General features: G+C 51.0%; 23 protein-coding genes. 10 read left to right on the top strand and 13 right to left on the bottom strand.

Translation table 11 applies throughout. The features are described 5' to 3' along the window. Positions 1-4: 4 nt before the first annotated feature. The 9 genes from lpxK to OGV52_RS06145 all read right to left on the bottom strand — a co-directional run bounded on the left by lpxK (position 5) and on the right by OGV52_RS06145 (position 11,729). On the bottom strand, positions 5-982 hold the full coding sequence (gene lpxK / locus OGV52_RS06185) for a tetraacyldisaccharide 4'-kinase (RefSeq protein WP_047359381.1): 978 nt from the start codon (positions 980-982) through the stop codon (positions 5-7). Continuing rightward, positions 979-2,727: a lipid A ABC transporter ATP-binding protein/permease MsbA gene (gene msbA, locus OGV52_RS06180; protein WP_047501171.1), complete on the bottom strand. Its 1,749-nt coding sequence runs from the start codon at positions 2,725-2,727 to the stop codon at positions 979-981. Before msbA ends, lpxK begins: the two co-directional genes overlap by 4 nt. 36 nt (positions 2,728-2,763) lie before the next feature. Further along, a complete protein-coding gene (locus OGV52_RS06175) occupies positions 2,764-5,028 on the bottom strand; it encodes a ComEC family protein (RefSeq protein ID WP_200079544.1) in 2,265 nt (754 codons plus the stop codon). 206 nt (positions 5,029-5,234) lie between these two features. Beyond that, positions 5,235-5,519, bottom strand: a complete 285-nt coding sequence (gene ihfB, locus OGV52_RS06170) for an integration host factor subunit beta (RefSeq protein ID WP_003035780.1) — start codon at positions 5,517-5,519, stop codon at positions 5,235-5,237. A 160-nt stretch (positions 5,520-5,679) separates the two neighbouring features. After that, positions 5,680-7,353 (bottom strand): 30S ribosomal protein S1, encoded by a 1,674-nt coding sequence (gene rpsA, locus OGV52_RS06165; RefSeq protein WP_003035776.1) that lies wholly within the window; start codon positions 7,351-7,353, stop codon positions 5,680-5,682. Positions 7,354-7,466: 113 nt separating this feature from the next. Then, positions 7,467-8,150, bottom strand: coding sequence for a (d)CMP kinase (cmk, locus tag OGV52_RS06160; protein ID WP_016152447.1), 684 nt, complete (start codon positions 8,148-8,150; stop codon positions 7,467-7,469). Between the two features lie 233 nt (positions 8,151-8,383). After that, a complete protein-coding gene (gene aroA, locus OGV52_RS06155) occupies positions 8,384-9,667 on the bottom strand; it encodes a 3-phosphoshikimate 1-carboxyvinyltransferase (protein ID WP_287108234.1) in 1,284 nt (427 codons plus the stop codon). Positions 9,668-9,735: 68 nt separating this feature from the next. Further along, on the bottom strand, positions 9,736-10,824 hold the full coding sequence (gene serC, locus OGV52_RS06150; RefSeq protein ID WP_016152445.1) for a 3-phosphoserine/phosphohydroxythreonine transaminase: 1,089 nt from the start codon (positions 10,822-10,824) through the stop codon (positions 9,736-9,738). Between the two features lie 212 nt (positions 10,825-11,036). Then, entirely contained in the window at positions 11,037-11,729 is a 693-nt protein-coding gene (locus OGV52_RS06145) for a DUF421 domain-containing protein (protein WP_016156114.1), read from the bottom strand. Between the two features lie 136 nt (positions 11,730-11,865). Here OGV52_RS06145 and ycaO point away from each other — a divergent pair, with 136 nt between their 5' ends. The 4 genes from ycaO (at position 11,866) to pflA (ending at position 18,156) form a co-directional block, all read left to right on the top strand. Next, on the top strand, positions 11,866-13,626 hold the full coding sequence (gene ycaO / locus OGV52_RS06140; RefSeq protein ID WP_047414124.1) for a 30S ribosomal protein S12 methylthiotransferase accessory factor YcaO: 1,761 nt from the start codon (positions 11,866-11,868) through the stop codon (positions 13,624-13,626). A gap of 404 nt (positions 13,627-14,030) precedes the next feature. Next, positions 14,031-14,888, top strand: coding sequence for a formate transporter FocA (gene focA, locus OGV52_RS06135; RefSeq protein WP_003831909.1), 858 nt, complete (start codon positions 14,031-14,033; stop codon positions 14,886-14,888). 59 nt (positions 14,889-14,947) lie between these two features. Beyond that, positions 14,948-17,230, top strand: coding sequence for a formate C-acetyltransferase (pflB, locus tag OGV52_RS06130; protein WP_016152441.1), 2,283 nt, complete (start codon positions 14,948-14,950; stop codon positions 17,228-17,230). 185 nt (positions 17,231-17,415) lie between these two features. Then, the gene (gene pflA, locus OGV52_RS06125; RefSeq protein ID WP_003035751.1) at positions 17,416-18,156 is read left to right on the top strand and encodes a pyruvate formate lyase 1-activating protein; all 741 of its coding nucleotides are present in this window, start codon (positions 17,416-17,418) and stop codon (positions 18,154-18,156) included. Positions 18,157-18,213: 57 nt separating this feature from the next. Here the strand turns inward: pflA and OGV52_RS06120 are convergent, their stop codons facing one another. Then, positions 18,214-19,062, bottom strand: coding sequence for a MurR/RpiR family transcriptional regulator (locus OGV52_RS06120; protein WP_047359385.1), 849 nt, complete (start codon positions 19,060-19,062; stop codon positions 18,214-18,216). Positions 19,063-19,183: 121 nt separating this feature from the next. Between OGV52_RS06120 and OGV52_RS06115 the strand changes: the two genes are divergently transcribed. The 5 genes from OGV52_RS06115 to OGV52_RS06095 are packed head-to-tail and all read left to right on the top strand — an operon-like array spanning position 19,184 to position 22,992. Further along, entirely contained in the window at positions 19,184-19,459 is a 276-nt protein-coding gene (locus OGV52_RS06115; RefSeq protein WP_016152439.1) for a PTS sugar transporter subunit IIB, read from the top strand. A gap of 16 nt (positions 19,460-19,475) precedes the next feature. After that, positions 19,476-20,741: a PTS ascorbate transporter subunit IIC gene (ulaA, locus tag OGV52_RS06110; RefSeq protein ID WP_104651581.1), complete on the top strand. Its 1,266-nt coding sequence runs from the start codon at positions 19,476-19,478 to the stop codon at positions 20,739-20,741. A 12-nt stretch (positions 20,742-20,753) separates the two neighbouring features. Further along, a complete protein-coding gene (locus OGV52_RS06105; protein ID WP_016156111.1) occupies positions 20,754-21,551 on the top strand; it encodes a transketolase in 798 nt (265 codons plus the stop codon). Further along, positions 21,551-22,462: a transketolase family protein gene (locus tag OGV52_RS06100; RefSeq protein WP_047501183.1), complete on the top strand. Its 912-nt coding sequence runs from the start codon at positions 21,551-21,553 to the stop codon at positions 22,460-22,462. The genes OGV52_RS06105 and OGV52_RS06100 overlap by 1 nt, the downstream gene beginning before the upstream one ends. A 53-nt stretch (positions 22,463-22,515) precedes the next feature. Beyond that, the gene (locus OGV52_RS06095) at positions 22,516-22,992 is read left to right on the top strand and encodes a PTS sugar transporter subunit IIA (protein ID WP_287108232.1); all 477 of its coding nucleotides are present in this window, start codon (positions 22,516-22,518) and stop codon (positions 22,990-22,992) included. 44 nt (positions 22,993-23,036) lie between these two features. Here OGV52_RS06095 and OGV52_RS06090 read toward each other — a convergent pair whose 3' ends face one another. Further along, the gene (locus tag OGV52_RS06090; RefSeq protein ID WP_016152434.1) at positions 23,037-24,185 is read right to left on the bottom strand and encodes an MFS transporter; all 1,149 of its coding nucleotides are present in this window, start codon (positions 24,183-24,185) and stop codon (positions 23,037-23,039) included. 385 nt (positions 24,186-24,570) lie between these two features. Between OGV52_RS06090 and ycaC the strand changes: the two genes are divergently transcribed. Continuing rightward, positions 24,571-25,197 (top strand): isochorismate family cysteine hydrolase YcaC, encoded by a 627-nt coding sequence (ycaC, locus tag OGV52_RS06085; protein WP_016152433.1) that lies wholly within the window; start codon positions 24,571-24,573, stop codon positions 25,195-25,197. A 29-nt stretch (positions 25,198-25,226) separates the two neighbouring features. On the opposite strand, the gene OGV52_RS06080 is transcribed toward ycaC, so the two are convergent. Further along, a complete protein-coding gene (locus tag OGV52_RS06080) occupies positions 25,227-26,090 on the bottom strand; it encodes a dimethyl sulfoxide reductase anchor subunit family protein (protein ID WP_049043008.1) in 864 nt (287 codons plus the stop codon). Position 26,091: 1 nt separating this feature from the next. Further along, on the bottom strand, positions 26,092-26,709 hold the full coding sequence (locus OGV52_RS06075; RefSeq protein WP_003035741.1) for a DMSO/selenate family reductase complex B subunit: 618 nt from the start codon (positions 26,707-26,709) through the stop codon (positions 26,092-26,094). Positions 26,710-26,711 lie beyond the last annotated feature (2 nt).

The raw sequence follows: 26,711 nt of genomic DNA, 5'->3' as shown, positions 1-26,711 counted from the left end.
TCAGTTAGCGAGTCAGCGAGATTAAGCTATCCAGCAACATATCAGGCCGATCGCCTGACAAATGAGCGTCAACAGGTAAATACCACCAGTTTTCATCGGCAAATGCACGGCACTTAACCGCATCTTTTTCCGTCATCACCAGCGTTTGCCCGGCGTCTGCAAACGCACTGACGTCACTGTAGGTCAGAGACTGATGGTCTGCCAGCGCAATACTTTTTTGCACGCTGGCACCGCATGCTTCCAGCGTGGCAAAAAAACGCGGTGGATGGCCAATGCCCGCCATGGCGACAATATTGGACAGCTGCGACACATCGCGGCGTTCACCCGTACGTAAATTAACGGCCAGCCCCGGTTCAAGTCGCATAGGGATTTCCCCTGGCTGGGCAACGCCACCGTTAACGATAGTCGCATCCACCGATTTAAGCCGGCCTGCGCGTTCCCGCATGGGACCCGCGGGAAGCCACCAGCCATTGCCAAACCGACGTTCTCCGTCAATAACCACGATTTCAACATCTCGCGCCAGACGGTAGTGCTGTAGCCCATCGTCCGTCACAATAATCTGCACATCGTGTTGGGCCAAAATGGCTTTGACCGCATCCGATCTTACCGGGGATACCGCTACGGGCACGCCGGTACGTTGGGCGATCAGCACAGGTTCATCACCCGCTTCCGCCGTAGTGGTATCTGCGGTCAGTAACAGCGGGTAAGCAGCCGCTTTCCCGCCATAACCACGCGACACCACGCCCACGCGAATCCCACGTTGACGCAGTTGTTCAACCAGCCAAATCACCACTGGTGTTTTGCCATTGCCACCCGCGGTCAGGTTTCCGACCACCACAACCGGGACTGGTGCACGCCACGCGCGTTTAATCCCAAGCTTGTAACATAAGCGGATCCCCCCGCTGACCAGGCCATACAGCCAGGAGAGCGGGAGTAACAGTCGCCACAGCGGCGACTCACCAGACCAGATTCGAGCGATCATTGACCGAATTGCATTTTGTGTAATTGTGCATACACCCCACGCTGCTCAATCAGCTCGCTATGGGTTCCACGCTCAACAATAATACCGTCTTCCACCACGATGATTTCATCCGCCTGTTCAATGGTAGAAAGGCGGTGAGCAATCACCAGGGAGGTACGGTTTTTCTGAAGCTCATCCAGAGCAGCCTGAATTGCGCGTTCAGACTCGGTATCGAGTGCCGACGTTGCTTCATCAAGGATCAGAATCGGACTGTCACGCAACAAGGCGCGGGCAATAGCGATACGCTGGCGCTGACCACCAGATAGCAGGACGCCGTTTTCGCCAATCACCGTATCCAGGCCATTGTCCATCTTATTGATGAAATCCATGGCGTAAGCCATTTTCGCCGCTTTTTCGATCTGCTCACGGCTGTACAAATCGGTACGCGCGTAGGCGATGTTGTTGGCAACCGTATCGTTAAACAGGTGCACATTCTGCGAAACCAACGCGACCTGATCGCGCAGGGATGCCAGGGTATATTCACGTAGATCGTGTCCGTCCATCAGAATCTGCCCTTCATCAATATCATAGAAGCGCGTGATCAAGCTGGCGATAGTGGATTTCCCGGAACCCGAACGGCCAACCAGGGCAACGGTTTTCCCCGCTGGGATACTCAGGTTGATGTTGCGCAGCGCAGGTACTTCACGTCCCGGATAGGTGAATGTCACGTTGCGGAATTCGAGATTGCCGGTAGCGCGTTCGATTTCGCGTGTACCTTCATCTTTTTCCTGCTCGCTATCCAGAATCGTAAATAAGGTCTGGCAGGCCGCCATACCGCGCTGGAACTGCGCGTTGACGTTGGTCAGCGATTTCAACGGACGCATCAGCGCGATCATTGACGAGAAGACAACCGTAATTGTCCCTGCAGTCAGGTTTTCCATTACGCTTGGGAAGCTGGCTGCATACAACACGAAGGCCAGAGCCAGAGACGCAATCAGCTGGATGATAGGATCGGAGATAGAAGAGGCGGAAACCATCTTCATGCCCTGCAAACGCATCTTATTGCTGACTTTATCAAAGCGCTTAGTTTCGACTTCCTGACCACCAAAAATCAGAACTTCTTTGTGGCCTTTCAGCATCTGCTCCGCACTGGTCGTAACCTGACCCATGGTGTTTTGCATATTTTTACTGATGCTACGAAAACGCTTGGAAACTATACGAATCGCCACTGAAACAATTGGCGCCAGTACAATCAGGATCAATGACAGCTGCCAGCTGTAATAGAACATCATGATAAACAGGCCAATAATTGAAGCCCCTTCACGTACCACGGTGATCAGCGCGCCGGAGGACGATGACGCGACCTGCTCTGAATCATAGGTAATACGTGACAACAGCGTACCTGTAGACTGTTTATCAAAAAAGGAGACCGGCATGCCCATCATATGGCCAAACAGGCGGCGACGCATGGTCATGACCACTTTGCCTGATACCCATGAGATGCAGTAGCTGGAGACATAGCTGGTGAATCCGCGAAGAACCATTAGTCCAATGACCACCAGCGGCATCCACAGCAGCACCGAGCGATCCGTTTTACCAAAACCATCATCCAGTAATGGCTTAAGGAGCGATAGCATGAAGGTATCGCTGGCCGCGTTCAGGATTAACGCTATACCCGCCACGATCAGACCCGATTTAAAAGGCGCTATGGTTGGCCATAGTCGGCGAAACGTCTGCCACGTAGAGAGATCTTTATCGTTATGCATTCAAAAAACCAGCATTTGTTAGAATAGCCGCATATTCTACCCGTTATCCTCCGACACGCCAAACCACTGATGATACCAACGAGGTAAAATCTGATCCCGCAAGCTGTTTATTCGCCAGTTTTTTTGATAAAAATCCAGCGTAATCTGCCCCTGGTGTGGTGTATCCAGCCATTGATAATTTTGTTGCCGATAACGTTGCTTCACTTTCCTGGACGGGAGACGCCAGGCATTGTAACGGGATGCGGAGGCTAGCGCGGCCTGCCCGCCGACCCGCTGAATCAGCGCCTGCGATGATGAGGTATTGCTACCATGATGTGGAACCTGTATCACCGTAGACTGCAGATGCTGCCAGTAGTGACTTAGCATTTTTTGTTCAGCGGGAGACTCAATATCTCCGGTCAGCAGAATACTCTGATGCCCGTCATCGACCTTAACCACGCAGGAGTGGTTATTCCCCAGATCTTTATTTCCACGCACGGGCCAATGCGCACTAAAGGTTAACCCTTGCCATTGCCAGCGCTCCCCGCGTAAACACGGGAGATGCCCTTCCCAACCTAATGGGCTTCTTATCCATAGCGACGGCCAGGCTTGCTGCAGCGAACGCAACCCGCCCCGGTGATCCATATGCTCATGGCTTAAAATAACGCCTTCTGGCTCCAGGTTGTGCCAGCGTAGCCATGGAATAATCAGCTGTTGCGCGCTATCGCCTTCAGGCCATGCCAGACCGGTATCGTAAAGAATCGCTTTCCCATTGCGCGCAATGACCATCGCCAGCCCCTGCCCGACGTCCAGCATATGCACTTGCCAGGCATCAGTACGTAGCGTTCGCCAGAACGGGGCGCTCAGTAAAAGGAGCAAAGTGACGCAAACTACCGGTATAGTTCGCCACGCGTTCAGCCGATATGCGATGAGCAGTAGTCCGGGTACAAATGCAAGCCATTGCCAACGTGCATCAATATTGATCCACCCTTCAGGAAGGCCCCTGAGCCCCCAAAATAATAGTGCGAGGGAGCGATCCGCTAAATACCATAGGTTCGACTCAACCATCGCCAGCCCGGTTAAATGCACGATCATGCCTGCTAATATCAATGGTACGGAAATAAATGTAACCAGCGGTACGGCAAACAAATTCGCCAGAAATGAGGTCAGGCTAAAACCGTGAAACATCGCGATTTGCACAGGCAGAAGCAGGAGCGTAATTCCCAATTGCAAATGAGCAAGCGCCAGAAATTGGCGTCCAACGCGCGACAGCGGCCAATCCGGCATCGGAACCCATTGATACCAGAACAGCAGCGCTGCAACGGCAAAAGCAGACAACCACAGACTTTGTGAAAGAACGGCGACAGGATCCACCACCAGAATGGCTGCCAGACAGCAGAGCCACACCGACCATCCACTCCACTGCCTGCCGCTGAGTTTTAGCCCTCCCCAGACCAGTAGCGCAACAACCGTACGTAATGCCGGGGGCTGTAGCCCCGTTAACCAGGCATAGAATGTTGCGCAGACGATCCCGCCAACTAATGGAACCTGCCAGCAAATCCATCTGGTTGGCATAAAAAATTGCCCCACGCGAATTAATCCTGCTGCCAGAAGTGCGGCAAATGCAATATGCAGCCCGGAAATAGCCATCAAATGGGCCGTACCGGTATCACGCATAATGGTTTTCACCACTTGTGACACGGACAAGCGCTCCCCCATTCCCAGGCCCAGTATAACCTGCTGCCAGGGATAGTCAGCGAGCGCGCTTTTCAACGAGGAGAGATACCGCGAACGCAAACTGCATTGTTGTGTGATAACCGAAGCCTGCAAAAATCTTCCCGTCAGCAGCTGGTGCTGCGCCAATGCGTAACGCTGGCTATCAAACCCACCCTCGTTCAATTGACCGTGTATAGCACGAACCTTCAACGTCATCGCCCATGTCTGGCCCGCACAAACGTTGCCGGGTAAGTACTGCCCATACAGAGTAATTCCGATGGCAGGAAATACCCGCTTCCCCTGCAGATGCGTGATCTGGCCGTAGTGCGTTGTCATATTATCGGTTCCGGTTATCCGCACGATGGCCTGCTGGCTTTTTGCAGGCAGCGTATTACCGGCCCACAGCGCATCTTTCGCTGCCAGAACTCCCCAAAGAAAAAATAGCAGGGTTAATCCGGCGAAACGTACAAGTCTGTGAGAAATAAGACAGAGCAGAATTGCCAGACCAAATATAACGCCGATGCACAGCATGTCAGGTAACGCAGGTAATAGCATAAGCGGGAGAATGCCGAATAATGCACTCGTACTAACCGTTGTTATTTTCATCAGTCACCTCCCTGTAGCAGGAAGTGTGCAGTAATGTTCGACGGTTGTCTGGTGCCAATTTAGCGTTATACGGTATGCATTCCGCTAACATTTAGCGGCGCTTGTAACGAGCAAATTAACTGGGATGGAGATTCCAGGATGGGTTGGCAGAAATGAAAAAAGCACCCATGCGGGTGCTTTTCTCGGCGTTAAGTCTCGCTAAAAACTTAACCGTAAATATTGGCGCGATCGCGCAGTTCTTTACCTGGTTTAAAGTGCGGAACGTATTTTCCTTCCAGGTCCACTTTATCGCCGGTCTTCGGATTACGTCCGGTGCGCGGTGCGCGGTAATGCAAAGAGAAACTGCCGAAACCGCGGATTTCAATACGCTCGCCCTGCGCAAGAGTCGAGGCCATATGTTCCAGCATCTCTTTAACTGCATCTTCAACCGCTTTCGCGGGAATATGAGGTTGCTGGGTTGCAAGTCTTTCAATCAATTCTGACTTGGTCATGATTCCTCCGGTTCCTTAAAGGCATAATTAGCTGCTGCATTGATTAAGGGCGGCCTTAGCCGCCCTTTGTCATTGATTACAGGACGAATCCTGTAATCTGTCAAGCTACTCGTCACCCTTTGTGCTGTTAACAGCACAAAGGATTTAGGAGCACTCGATATTACTCGCCTTTAGCTGCTTTGAAAGCTTCAGCCATTGCGTTGTTAGAGAAGTTAGCATCTTCCTGTTTGTTAACAGTTGCGATTGCATCTTTCTCATCAGCTTCGTCTTTAGCACGAACAGACAGGCTGATTGCACGGTTCTTACGATCAACGCCGGTGAATTTAGCTTCAACGTCGTCGCCTACGCTCAGAACCAGAGTTGCATCTTCAACGCGGTCGCGGGAAGCTTCAGAAGCGCGCAGGTAACCTTCAACGCCGTCAGCCAGTTCTACGGTTGCGCCTTTAGCATCAACTGCAGTGACTTTACCGTTTACGATTGCGCCTTTCTTGTTCAGTGCAACCCAGTTGTTGAACGGATCTTCTGCGAGCTGTTTAACGCCCAGAGAGATACGCTCACGCTCTGCGTCAACCTGCAGAACAACAGCTGCGATTTCGTCGCCTTTTTTGTATTCACGAACTGCTTCTTCACCTGCAACGTTCCAGGAGATGTCAGACAGGTGAACCAGGCCGTCGATGCCGCCGTCCAGGCCGATGAAGATACCGAAGTCAGTGATAGACTTGATTTTACCTTCAACACGGTCGCCCTTGTTGTGGGTTTCCGCGAACTGCTGCCATGGGTTGTTTTTGCACTGCTTCAGACCCAGGGAGATACGACGACGTTCTTCGTCGATATCCAGAACCATAACTTCCACTACATCGCCAACGTTAACAACTTTGGACGGGTGGATGTTTTTGTTGGTCCAATCCATTTCGGAAACGTGAACCAGGCCTTCAACGCCTTCTTCGATTTCAACGAAGCAGCCGTAGTCGGTCAGGTTGGTCACGCGACCAGTCAGTTTGGTACCTTCCGGATAACGCTTAGCGATAGCTACCCATGGATCTTCGCCCAGCTGTTTCAGGCCCAGAGATACACGAGTACGCTCGCGGTCGAACTTCAGCACTTTAACAGTGATTTCGTCGCCAACGTTTACGATTTCGCTCGGATGCTTAACGCGTTTCCATGCCATGTCGGTGATGTGCAGCAGGCCGTCAACGCCACCCAGATCAACGAATGCACCGTAGTCAGTGAGGTTCTTAACGATACCTTTAACTTCCATGCCTTCCTGCAGGTTTTCCAGCAGCTGATCGCGTTCTGCGCTGTTTTCGGATTCGATAACGGCACGACGGGAAACAACAACGTTGTTACGCTTCTGATCCAGCTTGATTACTTTGAATTCAAGCTCTTTGCCTTCCAGGTGCAGCGTGTCGCGGACCGGACGAACGTCTACCAGGGAACCCGGCAGGAACGCGCGAATACCATTCAGCTCAACAGTGAAGCCACCCTTGACTTTGCCATTGATAACACCAGTAACGGTTGCAGCTTCTTCGTAAGCTTTTTCCAGCGTGATCCAAGCTTCGTGACGTTTAGCTTTTTCACGGGACAGCAGGGTTTCACCGAAGCCGTCTTCTACTGCATCCAGAGCAACGTCAACTTCGTCACCAACCTGGATTTCCAACTCGCCCTGGGCGTTTTTGAACTGCTCAGCCGGAATGGCGGACTCAGATTTCAGACCAGCGTCAACCAGTACTACGTCTTTGTCGATAGCAACAACAACACCACGAACGATGGAACCCGGACGGGTTTCGATTTCTTTTAAGGATTCTTCAAACAGTTGAGCAAAAGATTCAGTCATGTTTAATCTTCAGGTTTCATATTTAACGTCCACCTGGCTCCATGCCGGATGGGGTTGTTTAACATACCCGCTGTCAATCCATTGCAACGGGGGTACTGCAAATTCGGTCGCACTTAAGCGAGTGCCAGTTTTTGGCGCGCGTATTGTAACGCTTTTTCAATCACTTGCTCAATGCTTAATCGGGTTGAATCCAAAACTAAAGCATCAGCAGCGGGAACCAGCGGCGCTACAGCACGGTTACGATCGCGGAAATCGCGTTCTTCGATCTCGGCCAAAAGGCGTTCAAAGTTAACACTAAAGCCCTTTTCCTGCAACTGTAGCATACGTCTATGCGCACGTTCTTGCGAGGAGGCGTCCAGGAAAATTTTCACTGGTGCATCCGGGAACACCACGGTCCCCATGTCTCGTCCGTCGGCAATCAGGCCGGGCGCTTCACGAAACGCGCGTTGGCGGCGTAACAGCGCTTCGCGTACGCGAGGAAACGCAGCGACCTGAGATGCGGCATTCGCTACTTCCTGAGTGCGGATTTCGCCGCTGACATCTTCACCTTCCAGAATGACTTCCAGGTTGCCGTCCGTTGAGATAAAACGCACATCCAGGTGTGAGGCAAGCGGTACCAGAGCATCTTCAGATGTGACATCAACATGGTGATGCAACGCTGCGAGCGCCAGTACGCGGTAGATCGCGCCTGAATCTAACAGATGCCATTGCAATGCTTCCGCCATTGCCTTGCACAAGGTGCCTTTTCCTGCACCACTTGGGCCATCAATGGTAATAACCGGGGCAATTGCCGTCATCTTTTTCTCCTTAAACGGGCATACGTTAACGTGAACGCCGCGCATTATACGCGCCAACGCTAATAATCGTTAACACAGAGTGTAAAAACCCGATTAGTCTGTAACGATGTGAGGAAGAATTGCGCAATTATAGCGGGCTGGCGAGAAACCAGCCCGGAAGATGACACTGATTTACTTTTTATCTGCAGCGATGCGCTCACGAATATGCGGAGCGCGATCGTCAGATGTGAGGATCAGGCAGGTGTACTAATACGCGCCAACTGTTCGAAATAATCCGGGAAGGTTTTGGCGGTACATTTAGGGTCCAGAATGGTCACCGGCGTGTCAGACAACGCCACCAGCGAGAAACACATCGCCATGCGGTGATCGTTGTAGGTCGCGATCTCCGCAAACTGTAACGTCGCCGGTGGTGTAACGCGAATATAGTCTTCGCCCTCTTCAACGATCGCGCCCACTTTACGCAACTCGGTCGCCATCGCGAACAGGCGGTCGGTCTCTTTGACACGCCAGTTGTAGATGTTACGTAAAGTCGTGGTGCCTTTAGCGAACAGCGCTGCCGTGGCGATGGTCATCGCCGCATCGGGAATATGGTTCATATCCATGTCTACCGCGTTCAACTCACCGTGAGTACAGGCAATAAAGTCATCGCCCCAGGTAATGGTCGCGCCCATTTTTTCCAGCACATCAGCGAAGCGGATATCACCCTGCATACTGTTGCGGCCAATCCCGGTGACTTTTACCGTACCGCCTTTAATGGCTCCCGCTGCGAGAAAATAGGAAGCGGAAGAAGCATCGCCTTCAACCAGATATGCACCCGGTGACTGATACTGCTGCTGACCCTGCACAACAAAGCGCTGGTAGTTCTGATTCTCAATTTCAACACCAAACGTTTTCATCAGGTTCAGTGTGATATCAATGTAAGGTTTAGATACCAACTCGCCTTTAATGGCGATCGTCGTATCCTGCGGCGCCAGTGGCGCAGTCATCAGCAGCGCAGTCAGGAACTGGCTGGATACGCTGCCGTCTACCTCAACCTGTCCTCCGGTAAAGCCACCGCGCAGACGTAAAGGCGGACAGTTTTCCTGCTCCAGGTATTCAATGTTGGCTCCGCCCTGGCGTAACGCATCAACCAGATGGCCAATCGGACGCTCTTTCATGCGCGGCTCGCCCGTCAAGACGATGTCATTGCTGCCCAGACACAGCGCAGCGGCCAGCGGGCGCATTGCGGTTCCGGCATTGCCAAGGAACAGTTCCACTGCGCCTTCGGCATGCAGCGCGCCGCCATTGCCGATAATCTCGCAACGCGTACGGTCGGCAGAAAGGGTATAGCTAATTCCTAACGCATTCAGAGCATTAAGCATATGGCGGACATCATCGCTGTCCAGCAGGTTGGTCAGGACAGTGGTGCCATTTGCTAATGCAGCCAGCAGCAAAGCGCGGTTAGAAACACTTTTGGATCCAGGCAGATTGATGGTGCCATCCACCCGCGCAATGGGTTGTAACGTCAGGGATTCCATGAAACTCGACTCTCAAAAACAGACATAAAAACCCCACAGACTGGCTGTGGGGATGAAAATACAGCAGATTAACCGCGGCGGCGCTCGAAATCGACCATGAAATCGGTCAGCGCTTTTACACCTTCTAGCGGCATTGCATTGTAGATGGACGCGCGCATACCGCCGACCACACGGTGCCCTTTCAACGCGTGCAGACCCGCAGCGAAAGACTCTTCCAGGAAGAGTTTATCCAGGGCGCTGTCAGCAAGCTGGAACGGTACGTTCATGCGTGAACGGTTCGATTTTGCCACGTCGTTACGGTAGAAATCGCTGTTATCGATTACGCCGTACAGCAGTTCCGCTTTTTGCTGGTTAATTTTATCCATCGCGTTAACACCGCCCTGCTCTTTCAGCCATTTAAAGACCAGGCCAGACAGATACCAGGCAAAGGTTGGCGGCGTGTTGAACATGGAGTCGTTGTCATTCAGCACGGTATAGTCGAGGATTGACGGGCATGACACATGAGCCTTACCCAGCAAATCTTCACGTACGATGACAATGGTCAGCCCGGCCGGGCCGATGTTTTTCTGCGCCCCGGCATAAATTACGCCATAACGGCTCACGTCAAGCGGTGCGGAAAGAATGGTAGAGGACAGATCCGCCGTAACCACCACATTGCTGGCAAAATTCGGCGTTTCATCGATCGCAATGCCATCAATGGTTTCATTCGGGCAATAGTGCAAATACGCCGCGTTGTCAGAAAGCTGCCATTCGCTCATTGGCTTAACAGCACGCAGTCCGTCAACGGTGACTTTGGCGTCGATAACGTTTGGCGTACAGTATTTTTTCGCTTCTTTAATTGCGCTGGCGGCCCAATAACCGGCATCAACGTAATCCGCCGTGGTTTTGTCACCCAGAATATTTAACGGGATACCCGCAAACTGCCCGCGCCCACCGCCATGGCAGAACAACACTTTATAGTTGGAGGGGATGCTGAGAAGATCGCGAAAATCCTGCTCCGCTTCCTCTGCGACCTGGATGAATTCTTTGCCACGGTGGCTAATTTCCATCACCGACGTGCCAAGACCGTTCCAGTCGCGAAGATCCTGTTGAGCCAGTTTAAGTACTTCTGCCGGTAACATTGCCGGACCTGAACTAAAATTGAAGACCTGAGCCATTTCCCCTCACCACGTTGTGTTGTTGTCCAATCAACATCCTGTCATTGGCGATAATCCGGTGACAGACATTGGTATAAGTTATTCCTGTGGATATCGGTTTTATCATTCAGTGACACGCGCCGCAATGGGTAAAACTGGCCAGGGTAAAAATGTGTCATTGGTCACACAACAGAATCTATCGGATTGACGGGTAAAAACCGAGATTTTCGCTGTCAGGTGACCCGTTTTGCCCGACTGGCCTTCGACCATTCTGGATTTGCACAGCGTGGACATAATTGATGATCTCCGGCGTTCATTTGCACCACTTCACTACACCGTATACAGGCATAGTCCCCAGCTTCAGGTATCACTTTAAATCGCTGTGTACAGCGTTTAGGCAAAATACTGAGCCCCGGCTTTACGTCTTCATCGGCAAAGAAATAGACGCTGATTTGCCCATTAGTCTCCAGGATGGCCAGTCTCACCTGTCCCAATTGCTCCACGCCGTTCAAACGCAATTCCATAAAGAATTCGAATTCCGTCATATTGGCGCTATTGAGCTTCGACCATGCCAGCTCGCCGTCCTCAATGATCACAACGGGCTTGCCCTCCAGCAAATCCTCCATTTTCTCGCTATGCGCCATCAGCCACATAACCAGCCGATACAGCACGGCAAGCGTAATAAAGACCACCAGCACCGGCAGCATCGGGACATCATCATAAAATGCCACGTCTCCCGCCGCGGATCCCAGCGTAAGGATAATCAGCACTTCAAAAAGCGACATCTGGCGTACGCCGCGACGTCCGGTGATTTTTAAAAACAGAAAAACCAATATAAAGGTATAGAGGCTGCGCAGAGCAACTTCTCCCAGAAAATCCATGGGCACCTTATCCAGTACCATTCGGTGTAAATCGAAAGCTTTCATTATTATGCTCTAAACGTGGTTGGCTGTAGGAAAGCATAGCTAATACTTTTATTTACGTCTGAACTCCGGCGACGATAGCGCCATTCATTTAAAACCCGTATCATTGCGCGCTTTCCGTACGACAAAAGTGATTTTCATGACGCAAACATTTATCCCCGGCAAAGATGCCGCTCTGGAAGACTCCATCGCTCGCTTCCAGCAAAAATTGCTCGACCTTGGTTTTCAAATTGAAGAAGCCTCGTGGTTGAATCCCGTCCCTAACGTCTGGTCTGTACATATTCGCGACAAAGAATGCGCGCTGTGCTTCACCAACGGTAAAGGCGCGACGAAAAAAGCGGCGCTGGCTTCCGCGCTGGGCGAATATTTTGAGCGTCTGTCGACTAACTATTTCTTTGCGGATTTCTGGCTGGGTGAAACCATCGCCAACGGTCCATTCGTGCATTATCCGAACGAAAAATGGTTCCCGTTGACTGAAGAAGACGACGTACCAGAAGGTCTACTGGATGCTCGTCTGCGTGCGTTTTACGATCCAGACAACGAACTGACTGGCAGCATGCTTATCGATCTGCAATCCGGTAATGAAGAACGTGGGGTCTGCGGCCTACCGTTTACCCGTCAGTCGGATAACCAGACCGTCTATATTCCGATGAACATTATTGGCAACCTGTACGTTTCTAACGGCATGTCTGCGGGTAACACCCGAAACGAAGCGCGCGTTCAGGGCCTGTCTGAAGTCTTTGAGCGTCATGTGAAGAACCGTATTATTGCGGAAAGCATCAGCCTGCCGGAAATCCCGGCCGAAGTCATGGCGCGCTATCCGGCAGTGGTGGAGTCCATCGCCAAACTGGAAGCGGAAGGTTTCCCAATTTTCGCCTACGATGGCTCGCTGGGCGGCAAGTATCCGGTGATTTGCGTTGTCCTGTTCAACCCGGCCAATGGTACCTGCTTTGCCTCCTTCGGTGCGCACCCGGATTTCGGCGTTGCGCTGGAGCGTACCGTCACTGAACTGCTGCAGGGCCGTGGTCTGAAAGATCTTGATGTCTTCACCCCACCAACCTTTGACGACGAAGAAGTGGCTGAACACACTAACCTTGAAACCCACTTCATCGACTCCAGCGGCCTGATCTCCTGGGATCTGTTCAAGCAGGATGCTGACTATCCGTTCGTTGACTGGAATTTCTCCGGCACCACGGAAGAAGAGTTCGCCACCCTGATGGCCATCTTCAATGCTGAAGATAAAGAAGTGTATATCGCCGACTACGAGCACCTGAGCGTTTACGCGTGCCGCATTATTGTTCCGGGAATGTCTGACATCTATCCGGCTGAAGATCTGTGGTTAGCCAACAACGCCATGGGCGCCCATCTGCGTGACACTATCCTCTCTCTTCCGGGCAGTGAATGGGATAAAGAAGACTATCTCAATCTGATCGAACAACTGGATGAAGAAGGCTTTGACGACTTCACCCGCGTACGCGAGCTGCTCGGTCTGGCAACCGGTGCGGATAACGGTTGGTACACCCTGCGCATTGGCGAGCTTAAAGTGATGCTGGCGCTGGCCGGCGGCGACCTGGAGCAGGCGCTGGTCTGGACAGAATGGACGATGGAATTCAACGCCTCTGTCTTTAGCGCTGAACGTGCCAACTACTACCGCTGTCTGCAAACGCTGCTGTTGCTATCTCAGGAAGAAGATCGTCAGCCGCTACAATATCTGAACGCGTTTGTTCGCATGTACGGTGCCGAGGCGGTTGAAGCCGCAAGTGCAGCATTAAGTGGCGAAGCGCCGTTCTACGGGCTTCAAACTGTTGATAGCGATCTGCAGGCTTTCCCGGCGCATCAGTCTCTGCTGAAAGCCTACGAAAAACTGCAGCGCGCGAAAGCAGCACATTGGTCAAAATAGTGACAATCAGCCTGCGCTGAGTAGGCTAAAGGTATTGTCTGGGCTATATTACGGGGCGCTTAATGCGCCCTGTTTTTTATTTTGGTCAAATCAAAAAATAAATGTAAAAACAAGGTTAAATATTAGTAGTTGATATTAAGAAAATTAGCTTATTAATGTGGTTTTTTATCTCAATTACTCCATTTTAATTAACCGCCCCAGAGGAGACAGAAAGAAAAAATTCAACTCACTTTATAATTTTTAAAATTTATTTTTATTTGGATAATCAACAAGTTACACCGTAATCGCATAAAAACCATGCGCCTTACGGGCCTATAAGCCAGGCGAGATATGATCTATATCAAATTCTCATCTATAATGCTTTGTTAGTATCTCGTCGCCGACTTAATAAAGAGAGAGTTAGTGTGAAAGCTGACAACCCTTTTGATCTTATTCTTCCTGCTGCAATGGCCAAAGTTGCCGAAGAAGCAGGCGTCTATAAAGCAACGAAACATCCGCTTAAGACGTTCTATCTGGCAATTACTGCCGGTGTATTCATTTCAATTGCCTTTGTTTTCTATATCACCGCCACAACCGGTACCGGCACAATGCCTTTCGGCATGGCGAAGCTAGTAGGTGGTATCTGCTTTTCCCTGGGGCTGATTCTCTGCGTTGTCTGCGGTGCAGACCTCTTCACCTCAACCGTACTGATTGTCGTAGCGAAAGCCAGTGGCCGCATCACCTGGGGCCAATTGGCGAAAAACTGGCTTAACGTTTATGTCGGCAACCTGATTGGCGCCCTGATCTTCGTGTTACTCATGTGGCTTTCTGGCGAGTATATGACCGCTAACGGCGCGTGGGGTCTCAACGTCCTGCAAACAGCCGACCACAAAGTGCACCATACTTTTGTTGAGGCGGTAAGTCTTGGCATCCTGGCGAACCTGATGGTGTGTCTGGCAGTATGGATGAGCTATTCGGGTCGCAGCCTGATGGACAAAGCGTTTATCATGGTATTACCGGTCGCAATGTTTGTTGCCAGCGGTTTTGAGCACAGTATCGCAAACATGTTTATGATCCCTATGGGTATTGTAATTCGCGATTTCGCCACCCCGGAATTCTGGACCGCTGTTGGGTCTTCTCCGGAGAATTTTTCTCACCTGACCGTGATGAATTTCATCACCGATAACCTGATTCCGGTTACGATCGGCAACATTATCGGCGGCGGTTTGTTGGTCGGGTTGACATACTGGGTCATTTATCTGCGTGGTAACGATCATCATTAATCTGATGATGCCCATTACACGCAGTAAATAAAAAATCCACTTAAGAAGGTAGGTGTTACATGTCCGAGCTTAATGAAAAGTTAGCCACAGCCTGGGAAGGTTTTACCAAAGGTGATTGGCAGAATGAAGTAAACGTCCGTGACTTCATTCAGAAAAACTACACTCCGTATGAGGGTGACGAGTCCTTCCTGGCTGGCGCAACTGATGCGACCACTGCACTGTGGGACAGCGTGATGGAAGGCGTTAAACAGGAAAACCGCACTCACGCGCCTGTTGACTTTGACACCTCCGTTGCTTCTACCATCACTTCTCACGACGCTGGCTACATCAACAAAGCGCTCGAGAAAATTGTTGGTCTGCAGACTGAAGCGCCGCTGAAACGTGCGATCATTCCGTTTGGCGGCATCAAAATGGTTGAAGGTTCCTGCAAAGCGTACAATCGCGAACTGGACCCGATGCTGAAAAAAATCTTCACCGAATACCGCAAAACCCACAACCAGGGCGTATTCGATGTTTACACCAAAGACATTCTGAACTGCCGTAAATCCGGTGTTCTGACTGGTCTGCCAGATGCCTATGGCCGTGGCCGTATCATCGGTGACTACCGTCGCGTTGCGCTGTACGGTATCGACTACCTGATGAAAGACAAATACGCTCAGTTCGTCTCTCTGCAGTCCGATCTGGAAAACGGCGTAAACCTGGAAGCCACTATCCGTCTGCGTGAAGAAATTGCTGAACAGCACCGCGCACTGGGTCAGATCAAAGAAATGGCTGCTAAATATGGCTGCGATATCTCTGGTCCGGCAACCAACGCTCAGGAAGCTATCCAGTGGACTTACTTCGGCTACCTGGCCGCGGTTAAATCTCAGAACGGCGCAGCAATGTCCTTCGGTCGTGTATCCACCTTCCTGGATGCCTACATCGAACGTGATATCAAAGCAGGCAAAATCACCGAGCAAGACGCTCAGGAAATGATTGACCACCTGGTCATGAAACTGCGTATGGTTCGTTTCCTGCGTACCCCTGAATATGATGAACTGTTCTCCGGTGACCCGATTTGGGCAACTGAATCTATCGGTGGTATGGGCGTTGATGGCCGTACTCTGGTTACCAAAAACAGCTTCCGCTTCCTGAATACCCTGTACACCATGGGTCCTTCTCCGGAGCCGAACATCACCGTTCTGTGGTCTGAAAAACTGCCTCTGAACTTCAAGAAATTCGCCGCTAAAGTGTCCATCGACACCTCTTCTCTGCAGTACGAGAACGATGACCTGATGCGTCCGGACTTCAACAACGACGACTACGCTATCGCTTGCTGCGTAAGCCCGATGGTTGTTGGTAAACAAATGCAGTTCTTCGGTGCGCGTGCAAACCTGGCGAAAACCATGCTGTATGCAATCAACGGCGGCGTTGATGAAAAACTGAAAATGCAGGTTGGTCCTAAATCTGAACCGATCAAAGGCGACGTTCTGAACTTCGACGAAGTTATGGAGCGCATGGATCACTTCATGGACTGGCTGGCTAAACAGTACGTCACTGCTCTGAACGTTATCCACTACATGCACGACAAGTACAGCTACGAAGCCTCTCTGATGGCGCTGCACGACCGTGACGTTATCCGCACCATGGCGTGTGGTATCGCTGGTCTGTCCGTTGCTGCTGACTCCCTGTCTGCAATCAAATATGCGAAAGTTAAACCGATTCGTGACGAAGACGGTCTGGCTGTCGACTTCGAAATCGAAGGCGAATACCCGCAGTTTGGTAACAACGACTCTCGCGTTGATGACATGGCGGTTGACCTGGTAGAACGTTTCATGAAGAAAATTCAGAAACTGACTACTTATCGTAACGCTATCCCGACTCAGTCTGTTCTGACCATCACCTCTAACGTGGTTTATGGTAAGAAAACCGGTAACACCCCAGATGGTCGTCGTGCTGGCGCGCCGTTCGGACCAGGTGCTAACCCAATGCACGGTCGTGACCAGAAAGGTGCTGTTGCCTCTCTGACCTCCGTTGCTAAACTGCCGTTTGCTTACGCTAAAGATGGTATCTCTTACACCTTCTCTATCGTTCCGAACGCACTGGGTAAAGACGACGAAGTTCGTAAGACCAACCTGGCTGGTCTGATGGATGGTTACTTCCACCACGAAGCGTCCATCGAAGGTGGTCAGCACCTGAACGTGAACGTCATGAACCGTGAAATGCTGCTGGATGCGATGGAACATCCGGAAAAATATCCGCAGCTGACCATCCGTGTTTCTGGCTACGCAGTACGTTTTAACTCCCTGACTAAAGAACAGCAGCAGGACGTTATTACTCGTACCTTCACTCAGACCATGTAATTGGTTTTGACTGAAATCGTACTTTAAAAAGCGTACAATAAAGGCTCCACGTAAGTGGGGCCTTTTTAATAGCCTGCTTTGTCAGCTATCTATACTTATGGATAGCAGCCAAAACAGACTCGACACAGTTAATAACTGTGCACTAACACTGGCCCCGGATGGGCCACACCTGGAGAAACACCGCAATGTCAGTTATTGGTCGCATTCACTCCTTTGAATCCTGTGGCACTGTTGATGGCCCGGGCATCCGTTTTATTACCTTCTTCCAGGGCTGCCTGATGCGCTGCCTGTATTGTCATAACCGTGACACATGGGATACGCACGGCGGCAAAGAAGTCACCGTCGACGAGTTAATGAAAGAGGTCGTGACCTACCGCCACTTTATGAACGCCTCCGGTGGCGGTGTGACAGCGTCCGGTGGCGAAGCTATCCTGCAAGCTGAATTTGTACGCGACTGGTTTCGTGCCTGTAAAAAAGAAGGTATTCATACCTGTCTGGATACCAACGGTTTTGTTCGCCGCTACGATCCGGTGATCGATGAATTGCTGGAAGTCACTGACCTGGTGATGCTCGATCTCAAACAGATGAATGATGAAATCCATCAGAATCTGGTGGGCGTATCTAACCATCGTACGCTTGAGTTCGCACGTTACCTGTCCAATAAAGACATCAAGGTGTGGATCCGCTACGTCGTTGTGCCTGGCTGGTCTGACGATGACGACTCCGCGCACCGCCTGGGCGAGTTTACCCGCGATATGGGCAACGTAGAGAAAATCGAACTGCTGCCATACCATGAGCTGGGCAAACACAAATGGGTGGCAATGGGTGAAGAGTACAAACTTGACGGTGTTAAGCCACCGAAGAAAGAGACCATGGAGCGCGTGAAAGGCATTCTTGAGCAGTATGGTCATAAAGTGATGTACTAATGACGACCACGGCGTCGCAGCGCTCTGCTTGAGTAGCGCGACGCCAACGTTCGATGCCTACGACATAAAATATTCTGAAAGTTTATTGGTCACGCTTTCAATAGAGAAAATACGTTTCTGGTGTGCTTTACGACACTGCACGTAACGCTCATCCTGCTCTTCCAGAGCACTGAGTATGCGATCCGCCACCATCATCGCACCAGCAATTTCAGCAAAACCAGACTCACCTTCCCCCTGTAACGCAACCGCCGCCTGTAAATTCCAGTCAGAAAGCCGATTTAATGGAGCAAACGATCCGCGAGTTAACGAGAGAATTTTTATGCCTTGTTCCTTCGCTAGCGTCAGCGACTGCATCATATCGGTAGAGATTTGTTCTGTATGAATAACAATAATCCCTGTTTTTTGGCTGTCCGCCAACGGAGAGATAGCCGCCGGATAAAATCGGTCGATATAACTGGCTATTTTCCCCATCTGCACCAGATTGATTTGCAGGAATAACGCCACCGGCACCGCCGTACCTACCGCATAAATTGCAATATTACTGAGCTGATTTAACCAGGTCGCAACCGCCTGCAATTCTTTGCTGTCGATGATGGCATTGCTGTCACAAACGCTTGCCAGTACCGCCGCCGTCTCCTCACTTCCTCCATCATTCGGCCGTGCAGCTCCTTGTTCCAGTGCAAGAGCCGTTCTGAAATCAGAAAACCCCTTAAAACCAAAGGCACGGCAAAAACGAGTGATACTCCCCTCACTGGTATCAATAGAATCGGCCAGCTCGGTTATCGTATGCCGCATCACAAAATCAGGATTTTCAGTGATAAAACGCCCTACCTTTTCCAGGATCGGACTCAGCTCTGAAGCCCCATTTCTTATGTTAATCAATAAATTAGTATCTATCTGACTCATTTTTCGCCTTTTTGCACAAAATGCAAATGCTGTCACATACTTTGCCTGGCTTTGCGATAATAATTTTTATCGCACCAATGATAATTAAAAATAATTATTTTTACAAACAGGAGAACGTCTAATGAAAGGTCTGATCGTCTGTCGTACCGGTATGGGCAGTTCGCTAATGCTGAAAATCAAAGCCCAAAAAGTCATCGATAAACATGGCTGGGATATCGATCTTGAACACGATGTCCTGTCAGGGCTACGAACCTGGCAAAACATCGACTTCGTGATCACCATGAGCGACCTGACCGATGAGGTAGAAGCCGCCGGGTTCAGAGCAATCGGTATCACCGATCTGATGAACAGCGAAGAAATGGAATCTGCGCTCACCAGCGTTGTTCAAAACAACTAACCTCTCCGGGGGAAATATGGATCTCCTAAAGTTCATTGTATTCGACATTTTGGGTGTAACCCCACTTTTAGTTGGCTTTATTGCTCTAATTGGTTTGCTTATCCAGCGTAAACCCATCGAAAAAGTGCTTTCAGGTACCTTTAAAACCATCGTCGGATTTCTGGTATTTGCCGGCGGAGCAGGGATTGCGGTGACATCCTTAGGTAATTTTCAGACCTTATTCAGCGATGGATTCGGTCTGAAAGGTGTGATGCCGTTAGCCGAAGCGTTAACTGGGCTGGCACAAACCAAGTTTGCCATGTGCGTTTCACTCATCATGGTCGTTGGTTTCGGCTGGAACTTGTTTTTTGCCCGCGTAACGCCGTTCAAATACATCTTCCTGACGGGTCAACATAATCTGTATCTGTCTGCCCTCTTAACCGTTACGCTTAAGGCGCTTGGCTACAGCGATGTAACAACAATTATCGTCGGCTCCATACTGCTGGGGCTTGCGGCCTGTGTCTATCCAGCTATCGCTCAGCCGTGGATGCGTAAGATTACCGGTAATGATGAAATCGCGATGGGGCATTACGTTACTCTGGCCTACGCGCTATCGGGATGGATCGGTTCGAAAGTGGGCGATCCTAAGCAGTCAACAGAAAAGCTAAATCTTCCCGGATGGTTGGGGATTTTTAAAGATTACATCGTCTCCGTGTCCATCTCTGTCAGTATTTTCTATTACATCGCGGCGCTTGCCGCAGGCAAAGAAGCGGTAACAGCCGCCGCCGGTGGAATGCATTGGCTGGTTTATCCGCTATTCCAGTCACTCACGTTTACCGCATCGCTTTATATCATCATCACCGGCGTTCGCTTGCTGTTGTCAGAAATAGTCCCGGCATTTCTGGGCATCTCTGAAAAATTTATCCCGAACGCCAAACCCGCACTGGATTGCCCAGTCGTCTTTCCGTATGCCCCAACCGCCACCGTTTTAGGTTTCATCTCTTCCTTTGTGGGTGGATTGGTGGTTATGGGGGTCCTCGCATTAATTGGGCAAACGGTCATTATCCCCGTCGCCATCCCCTACTTCTTCATTGGTGCTACCGCCGCCGTCTTCGGTAATGCGTCAGGAGGCTGGAAAGGGGCCATCGCCGGTAGCTTTGTCACTGGCATATTAATTGGTATTGGCCCGGCACTCATCTATCCCATCATGGAGTCGGTGGGTTTGTCCGGTACTAGCTTCCCGGAGACAGATTTTGTCGCCCTCGGCTTAGTGGTTTATTACATCGGCAAAATGTTGCCCTGATAAGGAATGAACATGAATATTGACGAATTGAAATCCCATGCGCTGGCTGCTCGCCGGGATATTGTCACCATGATTTATGAATCAGGCATTGGCCATCCTGGCGGTGCATTGTCCATCATCGACATTCTGACCTGGATTTACGATCAAGAGGTGGACTTCTCCTGCGCCCCTCGCGCTCGCGTGGTCATGAGCAAAGGTCATGCGGTTGCTGCTCAGTACGCCATGCTGCATCAAAAAGGCAAAATTGAGCGCAGCGAATTTAATACTTTTCGACAAATTAACTCACGTTTACAGGGGCACCCTAGCATCAAATCTCTGCCCGAAGTCGATGCAACAACCGGCCTGCTGGGCCAGGGATTATCCATTGCCTTTGGTATGGCGGCGGCCAAAAAACAGCGGGGGGAATCACAGCGCGTTTTCGCCATCATTGGCGATGGCGAAATGCACGAAGGACAAATCTGGGAAACGCTACAACAAGCAGGCCATATGAAGATGGATAACCTGGTGGCGATTATCGACTACAACGGTTTTTCCTCCCACGACCCCGTTAATCAGGTGGTGAATCTGGAACCTCTGGCCGACAAAGTGCGTCTTTTCGGCTGGCACGTACTCGAACTCCATAACGGTAACGATATGCATCAGGTTGCCGACACGCTGATGCTTTCACGCCATCTGAAAGGAAAACCTGTCGCCATTATTGCGCATACCACCAAAGGCAGTGGCGTTAGCTATATGGAAAATAACGGTGACTGGCATTCAAAAACCCCAACCACCGAACAATATCAGCAGGCTATGGAGGAGTTGCAGTGATGAAAGCCCCACGTGATGAAATTGGTAACGCACTCATTGCCCTGAAAAAAAAGGGCTATCCCATTGTCGCCATTGATAGTGATTTAGCCAGCTCCACCCGCACTGACCAGTTCCAGGCCGTCTATCCAGACGCTTTCTTTGAAATGGGTATTGCGGAAGGATCGGCAATGAGCTTTGCCACTGGCCAGGCGTTGGAAGGAAATATTCCGTTCTACGTTAACTTTGCGATGTTTGTGACAGGCACCGCCTGGACTCAACTGCGCCAGGCGTGCTACGCCAAAGCTAACATTAAATTAGTTGGTAGCCACCCAGGAATGGATGATGGACCTGACGGCGCATCGCATCATGCGCTGGAAGATCTGGCCCTGACGCGCGTACTGCCGGGGCTCACAATTCTAACGCCTGCCGACGCTGAAGAAGTTGAGGCCGCATTTGAACAGGCAGTAAACATTCCCGGTCCGGTCTATATTCGCGTAGCCCGAGAACCGATGCCCGTGCGCGATAAATCTGCCGTTCCGCGAGTGACCGATATCGCCGCCGTGGAGGACTCAGGCAATGACTTCGCCATTCTCTATGAAGGGACCGTTCTGGAGCAAGCAAGCGCAGGTTATGTGCAGCTGTGCGCCCAGGGAAAACGTGGCAAGCTGATTCACGTCGCCATGCTAAAACCGTTTAACCGCCAGCGCTTTCTGCAACTGATTGCCAGTTGCCCGCAGATCGCAACGATTGAAAATCACACGATCACCGGTGGGCTTGGCGGACAGGTTGCTGAAGTATTGGCGGAGGAAGGATTAACCACGAGATTAATCCGACTGGGGACACAAGACACGTTTACGGAATCAGGCAATAGCCGCCAGTTGAAAGAGAAATACGGTATTTCGGCGACCGCACTCTTTGAAGCCCTCAGATAGTTCGGGTTGGCAGACCGCAATGCGGTCTGCTGCTCTGAAATAAGGAGAACACAATGACATCTGCGCTATTTTCTGCCTATCAGTTTCGTGAACAATGCCACTCCTGGCAGGAGGCCGTGACGCTGGCTTGCCAGCCTCTGGAAGAACTGGGCGCGATTACGTCCGCCTACGCTCAGGCAATCATCCGTGAAACAGAACAACTGGGTCCGTGGTACATCTTAAGCCCTGAGTTTGCCCTACCGCACGCTCGTCCGGAAGAAGGAGTGATAAGCAGTGAGACACATCTGTCGCTCTTGTGTCTGAAAGAGGCGGTGCCTTTTCCAGGGCATCCAGATGTGCGGTTAATTATTGTCCTGGCGGCTGCCAGCAGCACCCGACATATTGAAATGATTCAAAAACTGGTTTGCTGGCTGGATGAAGGGGAGCATTTACAACAGCTGACGAGTATGACCAGTCAGGCGCAACTTCACTGCACGCTGAAAGCATGCGAATACCTCGCAACTTCCGGCATACCCGCAATGGGAAAATGAGTCACGGTATGCAAACATTTTGCCTGCATACCGTCTGGCGCGCTTTATACGTGAGCCACCGGAGTCGGTGTATGTCTGGCGCTACGCAACAACATCAGCAGATAAATAAACGATACGCTGGCGATCATAATGAATAACAGATTATCGGAATAATTCTGCATCAGCATTGCGGTGAATGAAGGACCAAGCAGGCTGCCAACGGTATAGCTTAATAACAATGCCTGATTCATGGCGACCAGCTGATGATGTTCAACCTTTTCACAGGCCCAGGCCATCGCCACCGGATAGAGGGTAAAACCTGCCGCACCCAACATAAACAACGCAGGCGCCATCGCCGCCTGATTCAGCATGGCGATACTTCCGACGATAACCACGAAGACCTGTACGCGTAAAACCAGCAGGCGCCCCAGCTTGTCTGCCAGGCGGCCAATCGGCCATTGCCCCAGAATACCGGCGCTAACCAGAACCGCCATCCAGAAACCAATGCTGGCGTTGCTCACCCCTTGATGGTTGAGATACAGCGGCATCAGGCCATACAAAGACCCCAGCACAATCCCGGAAATAATACAGCCGTTAACGCCCAGACGCGCCTGCCGCAACTTCAGCATGGAGGTAATAGGAGTAGACTGCTGTTCATCACCCTGCTGATTGGCAATGCGCGTAAAGAGCAATGGCAAAACGCCAGCCAGGATCGTACCCGTCACCCACGGCAGGACGTTCATCAATTCTGTTGATACTTTACTGACCAGTAGCTGGCCTAAAAACGTCCCCACGTAATAGATCATCATATAGGCGGCAAGCAAGCGTCCGCGATTACGCGAAGTCCCGCTGCACATCAGCGCACTTTCCACTACCACCCAAATCATGGCGCAGCCAACACCGGCGATAAAACGCCAGGTCATCCAGCTCCAGAACCCCACCATAACCCCCAGGCCGATACAGCCCGCGGCAAAAATAAGCGAGGCAATGTAATAGCTGCGATTAAAACCAAGGTGTTTTATTAAATACCCGGTCAGCAACGTCCCTACCAGATTGCCGGTAAAGTAGGAAGAACTCACCACACCTACCTGCCAGGTGGGCAGATTTTCATGGGCGAGCCAAAGCGGGACGAGCGTGTTTAACACGGCGATCGCCAGGGTCAGCAGAAGCAGCCCGCACAGCAACAGCATGACGGGACGGGTATAGATGGACATGAATAAAAACCGTGAGGAAGTTCAAATTTCATGCGCATCATGCCACTGCCAAAAACATTGTCAATCGGCGCAATCAAAGGGCTGAGGCGCTTTCCGGACGATCGATTTGCATTACTGATTCTTAATGTGAATAGATAAAAAACACAAAAACACATCTGCTTGTTTTTATTGATCTAAAACAAAAATCTCGCGTTGCGTTCAGTCGAAAAATTTCATGGACTCCCCTTACTTTTATTTCTTACTAAACTCTATGCGGGATGCAGATCTGCATTGTCTTCAAAATAGAACAGTGAGTTCTTATTTAGGTATCTAATCCATATATCGTTCTTTCTGTAGACTTAAACTCATCAAATTTCCCCCACTGATGCTGAACAGGAGAAATATCATGACTAAACCTTACGTAAGACTTGATAAAGATAATGCGGCAGTACTGCTGGTCGACCATCAGGCTGGCCTGCTCTCTCTGGTTCGGGATATCGATCCCGATAAATTTAAAAACAACGTGCTTGCCCTCGGCGACTTAGCAAAATACTTCAAACTCCCAACCATTCTGACAACCAGTTTCGAGACAGGACCAAACGGGCCACTGGTACCGGAACTGAAAGCTCAATTTCCCGATGCGCCTTATATTGCTCGCCCCGGAAACATTAACGCGTGGGATAACGAAGATTTCGTGAAAGCAGTGAAAGCGACCGGTAAAAAACAGCTGATTATTGCCGGTGTCGTGACGGAAGTTTGCGTTGCTTTCCCTGCGCTCTCGGCTATTGAAGAAGGTTTTGATGTCTTTGTCGTAACCGATGCGTCGGGTACGTTTAATGAAATTACTCGCCATTCAGCATGGGATCGGATGTCCCAGGCCGGTGCTCAACTGATGACGTGGTTTGGTGTCGCATGTGAGTTGCATCGCGACTGGCGCAACGATATCGAAGGTCTGGCGACGCTGTTCTCTAATCACATTCCTGATTATCGCAATCTGATGACCAGCTACGACACGTTAACTAAACAGAAGTAAAAAACCGGGGCTATGCCCCGGTTTGTCATTTAGCTGGCAACCGCCATACCGACGGTCATATGCAGACCGTAGAACACGCCACGACCAATCAACTCGCCGACTAACAGCAGAATAAACGCGACGGAAAGCAGTGGAACTGCAGGCTGGTAGCCTTTCACTTGCGGTACAATCCAGCAGCACAGCGCTAAGGCCAGAGCGACAATCCGCCACGCCATCAGCGAGCCGTAATCCGGAACCAGCGCAGACGCCTGTTGAATGGAACTGTGGATCGTCGCCAGTTCAGCCCCCTGCATTACAGACATGATGGCGCTCACGACCAGAGCAAGCACTGAAATAGCCGGCAACAGGCGCATCGCCCAACCGTCCACGCCAGCAATTCTCAGCAACAGATATCCCAGCAGCGGACCGCCCATAAACATCGTCAGGAAGAAGCCCAGCGGCGTCCAGATGCTGTACCAGGTCGGCACAGTATCGATGGTGTTATACACTCGCACCATCATCCAGACAAAAATCACGCCCAGTACCATGGTGACAACTAACCACAGATTGCGTAATACGGGCGACATTTTTTTCAGCGTTGCCAGCAGCCAGCCGATGCCGCCAACGGCAAAGAAAATTGAGCCGCTGGCAATTTCATTACTCAACGCAGAAGACCCTATACGATTGAGTGAGTTAAAGGCGCGCATCGGTGAGCCCAGGTGGAGCATGGAAGCAATAAAGCCAATGCCCATTAATACCCACAGCCCGAACATGCAGGCAATCACGCGCTGCTGCGATTCAGGGCGTAAGTCCCCTTTCATCAACGCCAGCGCCAGAACGATAAAGCCACCAACTACACACTGTCCGAAGACAGTGAAGATCATCAGCGGCCATTCATGCCATCCACTTCCCATCTTACACCTCCTTCGGATTGGCCAGATAACCTGTAGTATCCCCGGTCGGGCGGCTATTGGCGTTAGGTTTGATGACAATACTTGGTTTGGTAAAGTGCGCGCCCGGCAGTGGCGCTACCGCAGCCAAAGTACCGTGTTTTTTGCGCAGCTCTTCAATCGGACCAAAATCCAGCGCACGCAGTGGGCAGGACTCCACGCAGATAGGTTTCTTGCCTTCAGCGACGCGCTCATGGCAGCCATCACATTTAGTCATATGCCCTTTTTCAGCATTGTACTGTGGCGCGCCGTAAGGACAGGCCATGTGGCAATACCGGCAGCCAATGCAAACATCTTCGTCGACAACGACAAAACCATCTTCACGTTTGTGCATCGCACCGCTCGGACAAACCTTGGTACAGGCCGGATCTTCACAGTGGTTACACGCAATGGAGAGGTAATAAGCAAAGACGTTCTGATGCCAGACGCCGTTGTCCTCCTGCCAGTCGCCGCCTGCGTATTCATAAATGCGGCGGAAGCTGACTTCCGGGGTTAAATTTTTGAAATCTTTGCAGGCCAGTTCGCAGGTTTTGCAACCGGTGCAACGGCTGGAATCAATAAAAAATCCATACTGGGTTGTCATCG

The sequence above is a fragment of the Citrobacter sp. Cb041 genome (assembly GCF_030336655.1).
Lineage (GTDB): Bacteria > Pseudomonadota > Gammaproteobacteria > Enterobacterales > Enterobacteriaceae > Citrobacter > Citrobacter braakii.
Note: the sequence above shows the minus strand (reverse complement) of the source record. Positions and strands in the feature narration are given on the sequence as shown.

What these genes read in the sequence shown, in the direction of transcription:
- lpxK (WP_047359381.1), bottom strand. Translation starts at nt 982, where the DNA reads ATGATCGCTCGAATCTGGTCTGGTGAGTCGCCGCTGTGGCGACTGTTA.
- msbA (WP_047501171.1), bottom strand. Translation starts at nt 2,727, where the DNA reads ATGCATAACGATAAAGATCTCTCTACGTGGCAGACGTTTCGCCGACTA.
- OGV52_RS06175 (WP_200079544.1), bottom strand. Translation starts at nt 5,028, where the DNA reads ATGAAAATAACAACGGTTAGTACGAGTGCATTATTCGGCATTCTCCCG.
- ihfB (WP_003035780.1), bottom strand. Translation starts at nt 5,519, where the DNA reads ATGACCAAGTCAGAATTGATTGAAAGACTTGCAACCCAGCAACCTCAT.
- rpsA (WP_003035776.1), bottom strand. Translation starts at nt 7,353, where the DNA reads ATGACTGAATCTTTTGCTCAACTGTTTGAAGAATCCTTAAAAGAAATC.
- cmk (WP_016152447.1), bottom strand. Translation starts at nt 8,150, where the DNA reads ATGACGGCAATTGCCCCGGTTATTACCATTGATGGCCCAAGTGGTGCA.
- aroA (WP_287108234.1), bottom strand. Translation starts at nt 9,667, where the DNA reads ATGGAATCCCTGACGTTACAACCCATTGCGCGGGTGGATGGCACCATC.
- serC (WP_016152445.1), bottom strand. Translation starts at nt 10,824, where the DNA reads ATGGCTCAGGTCTTCAATTTTAGTTCAGGTCCGGCAATGTTACCGGCA.
- OGV52_RS06145 (WP_016156114.1), bottom strand. Translation starts at nt 11,729, where the DNA reads ATGAAAGCTTTCGATTTACACCGAATGGTACTGGATAAGGTGCCCATG.
- ycaO (WP_047414124.1), top strand. Translation starts at nt 11,866, where the DNA reads ATGACGCAAACATTTATCCCCGGCAAAGATGCCGCTCTGGAAGACTCC.
- pflB (WP_016152441.1), top strand. Translation starts at nt 14,948, where the DNA reads ATGTCCGAGCTTAATGAAAAGTTAGCCACAGCCTGGGAAGGTTTTACC.
- pflA (WP_003035751.1), top strand. Translation starts at nt 17,416, where the DNA reads ATGTCAGTTATTGGTCGCATTCACTCCTTTGAATCCTGTGGCACTGTT.
- OGV52_RS06120 (WP_047359385.1), bottom strand. Translation starts at nt 19,062, where the DNA reads ATGAGTCAGATAGATACTAATTTATTGATTAACATAAGAAATGGGGCT.
- OGV52_RS06115 (WP_016152439.1), top strand. Translation starts at nt 19,184, where the DNA reads ATGAAAGGTCTGATCGTCTGTCGTACCGGTATGGGCAGTTCGCTAATG.
- ulaA (WP_104651581.1), top strand. Translation starts at nt 19,476, where the DNA reads ATGGATCTCCTAAAGTTCATTGTATTCGACATTTTGGGTGTAACCCCA.
- OGV52_RS06105 (WP_016156111.1), top strand. Translation starts at nt 20,754, where the DNA reads ATGAATATTGACGAATTGAAATCCCATGCGCTGGCTGCTCGCCGGGAT.
- OGV52_RS06100 (WP_047501183.1), top strand. Translation starts at nt 21,551, where the DNA reads ATGAAAGCCCCACGTGATGAAATTGGTAACGCACTCATTGCCCTGAAA.
- OGV52_RS06095 (WP_287108232.1), top strand. Translation starts at nt 22,516, where the DNA reads ATGACATCTGCGCTATTTTCTGCCTATCAGTTTCGTGAACAATGCCAC.
- OGV52_RS06090 (WP_016152434.1), bottom strand. Translation starts at nt 24,185, where the DNA reads ATGTCCATCTATACCCGTCCCGTCATGCTGTTGCTGTGCGGGCTGCTT.
- ycaC (WP_016152433.1), top strand. Translation starts at nt 24,571, where the DNA reads ATGACTAAACCTTACGTAAGACTTGATAAAGATAATGCGGCAGTACTG.
- OGV52_RS06080 (WP_049043008.1), bottom strand. Translation starts at nt 26,090, where the DNA reads ATGGGAAGTGGATGGCATGAATGGCCGCTGATGATCTTCACTGTCTTC.
- OGV52_RS06075 (WP_003035741.1), bottom strand. Translation starts at nt 26,709, where the DNA reads ATGACAACCCAGTATGGATTTTTTATTGATTCCAGCCGTTGCACCGGT.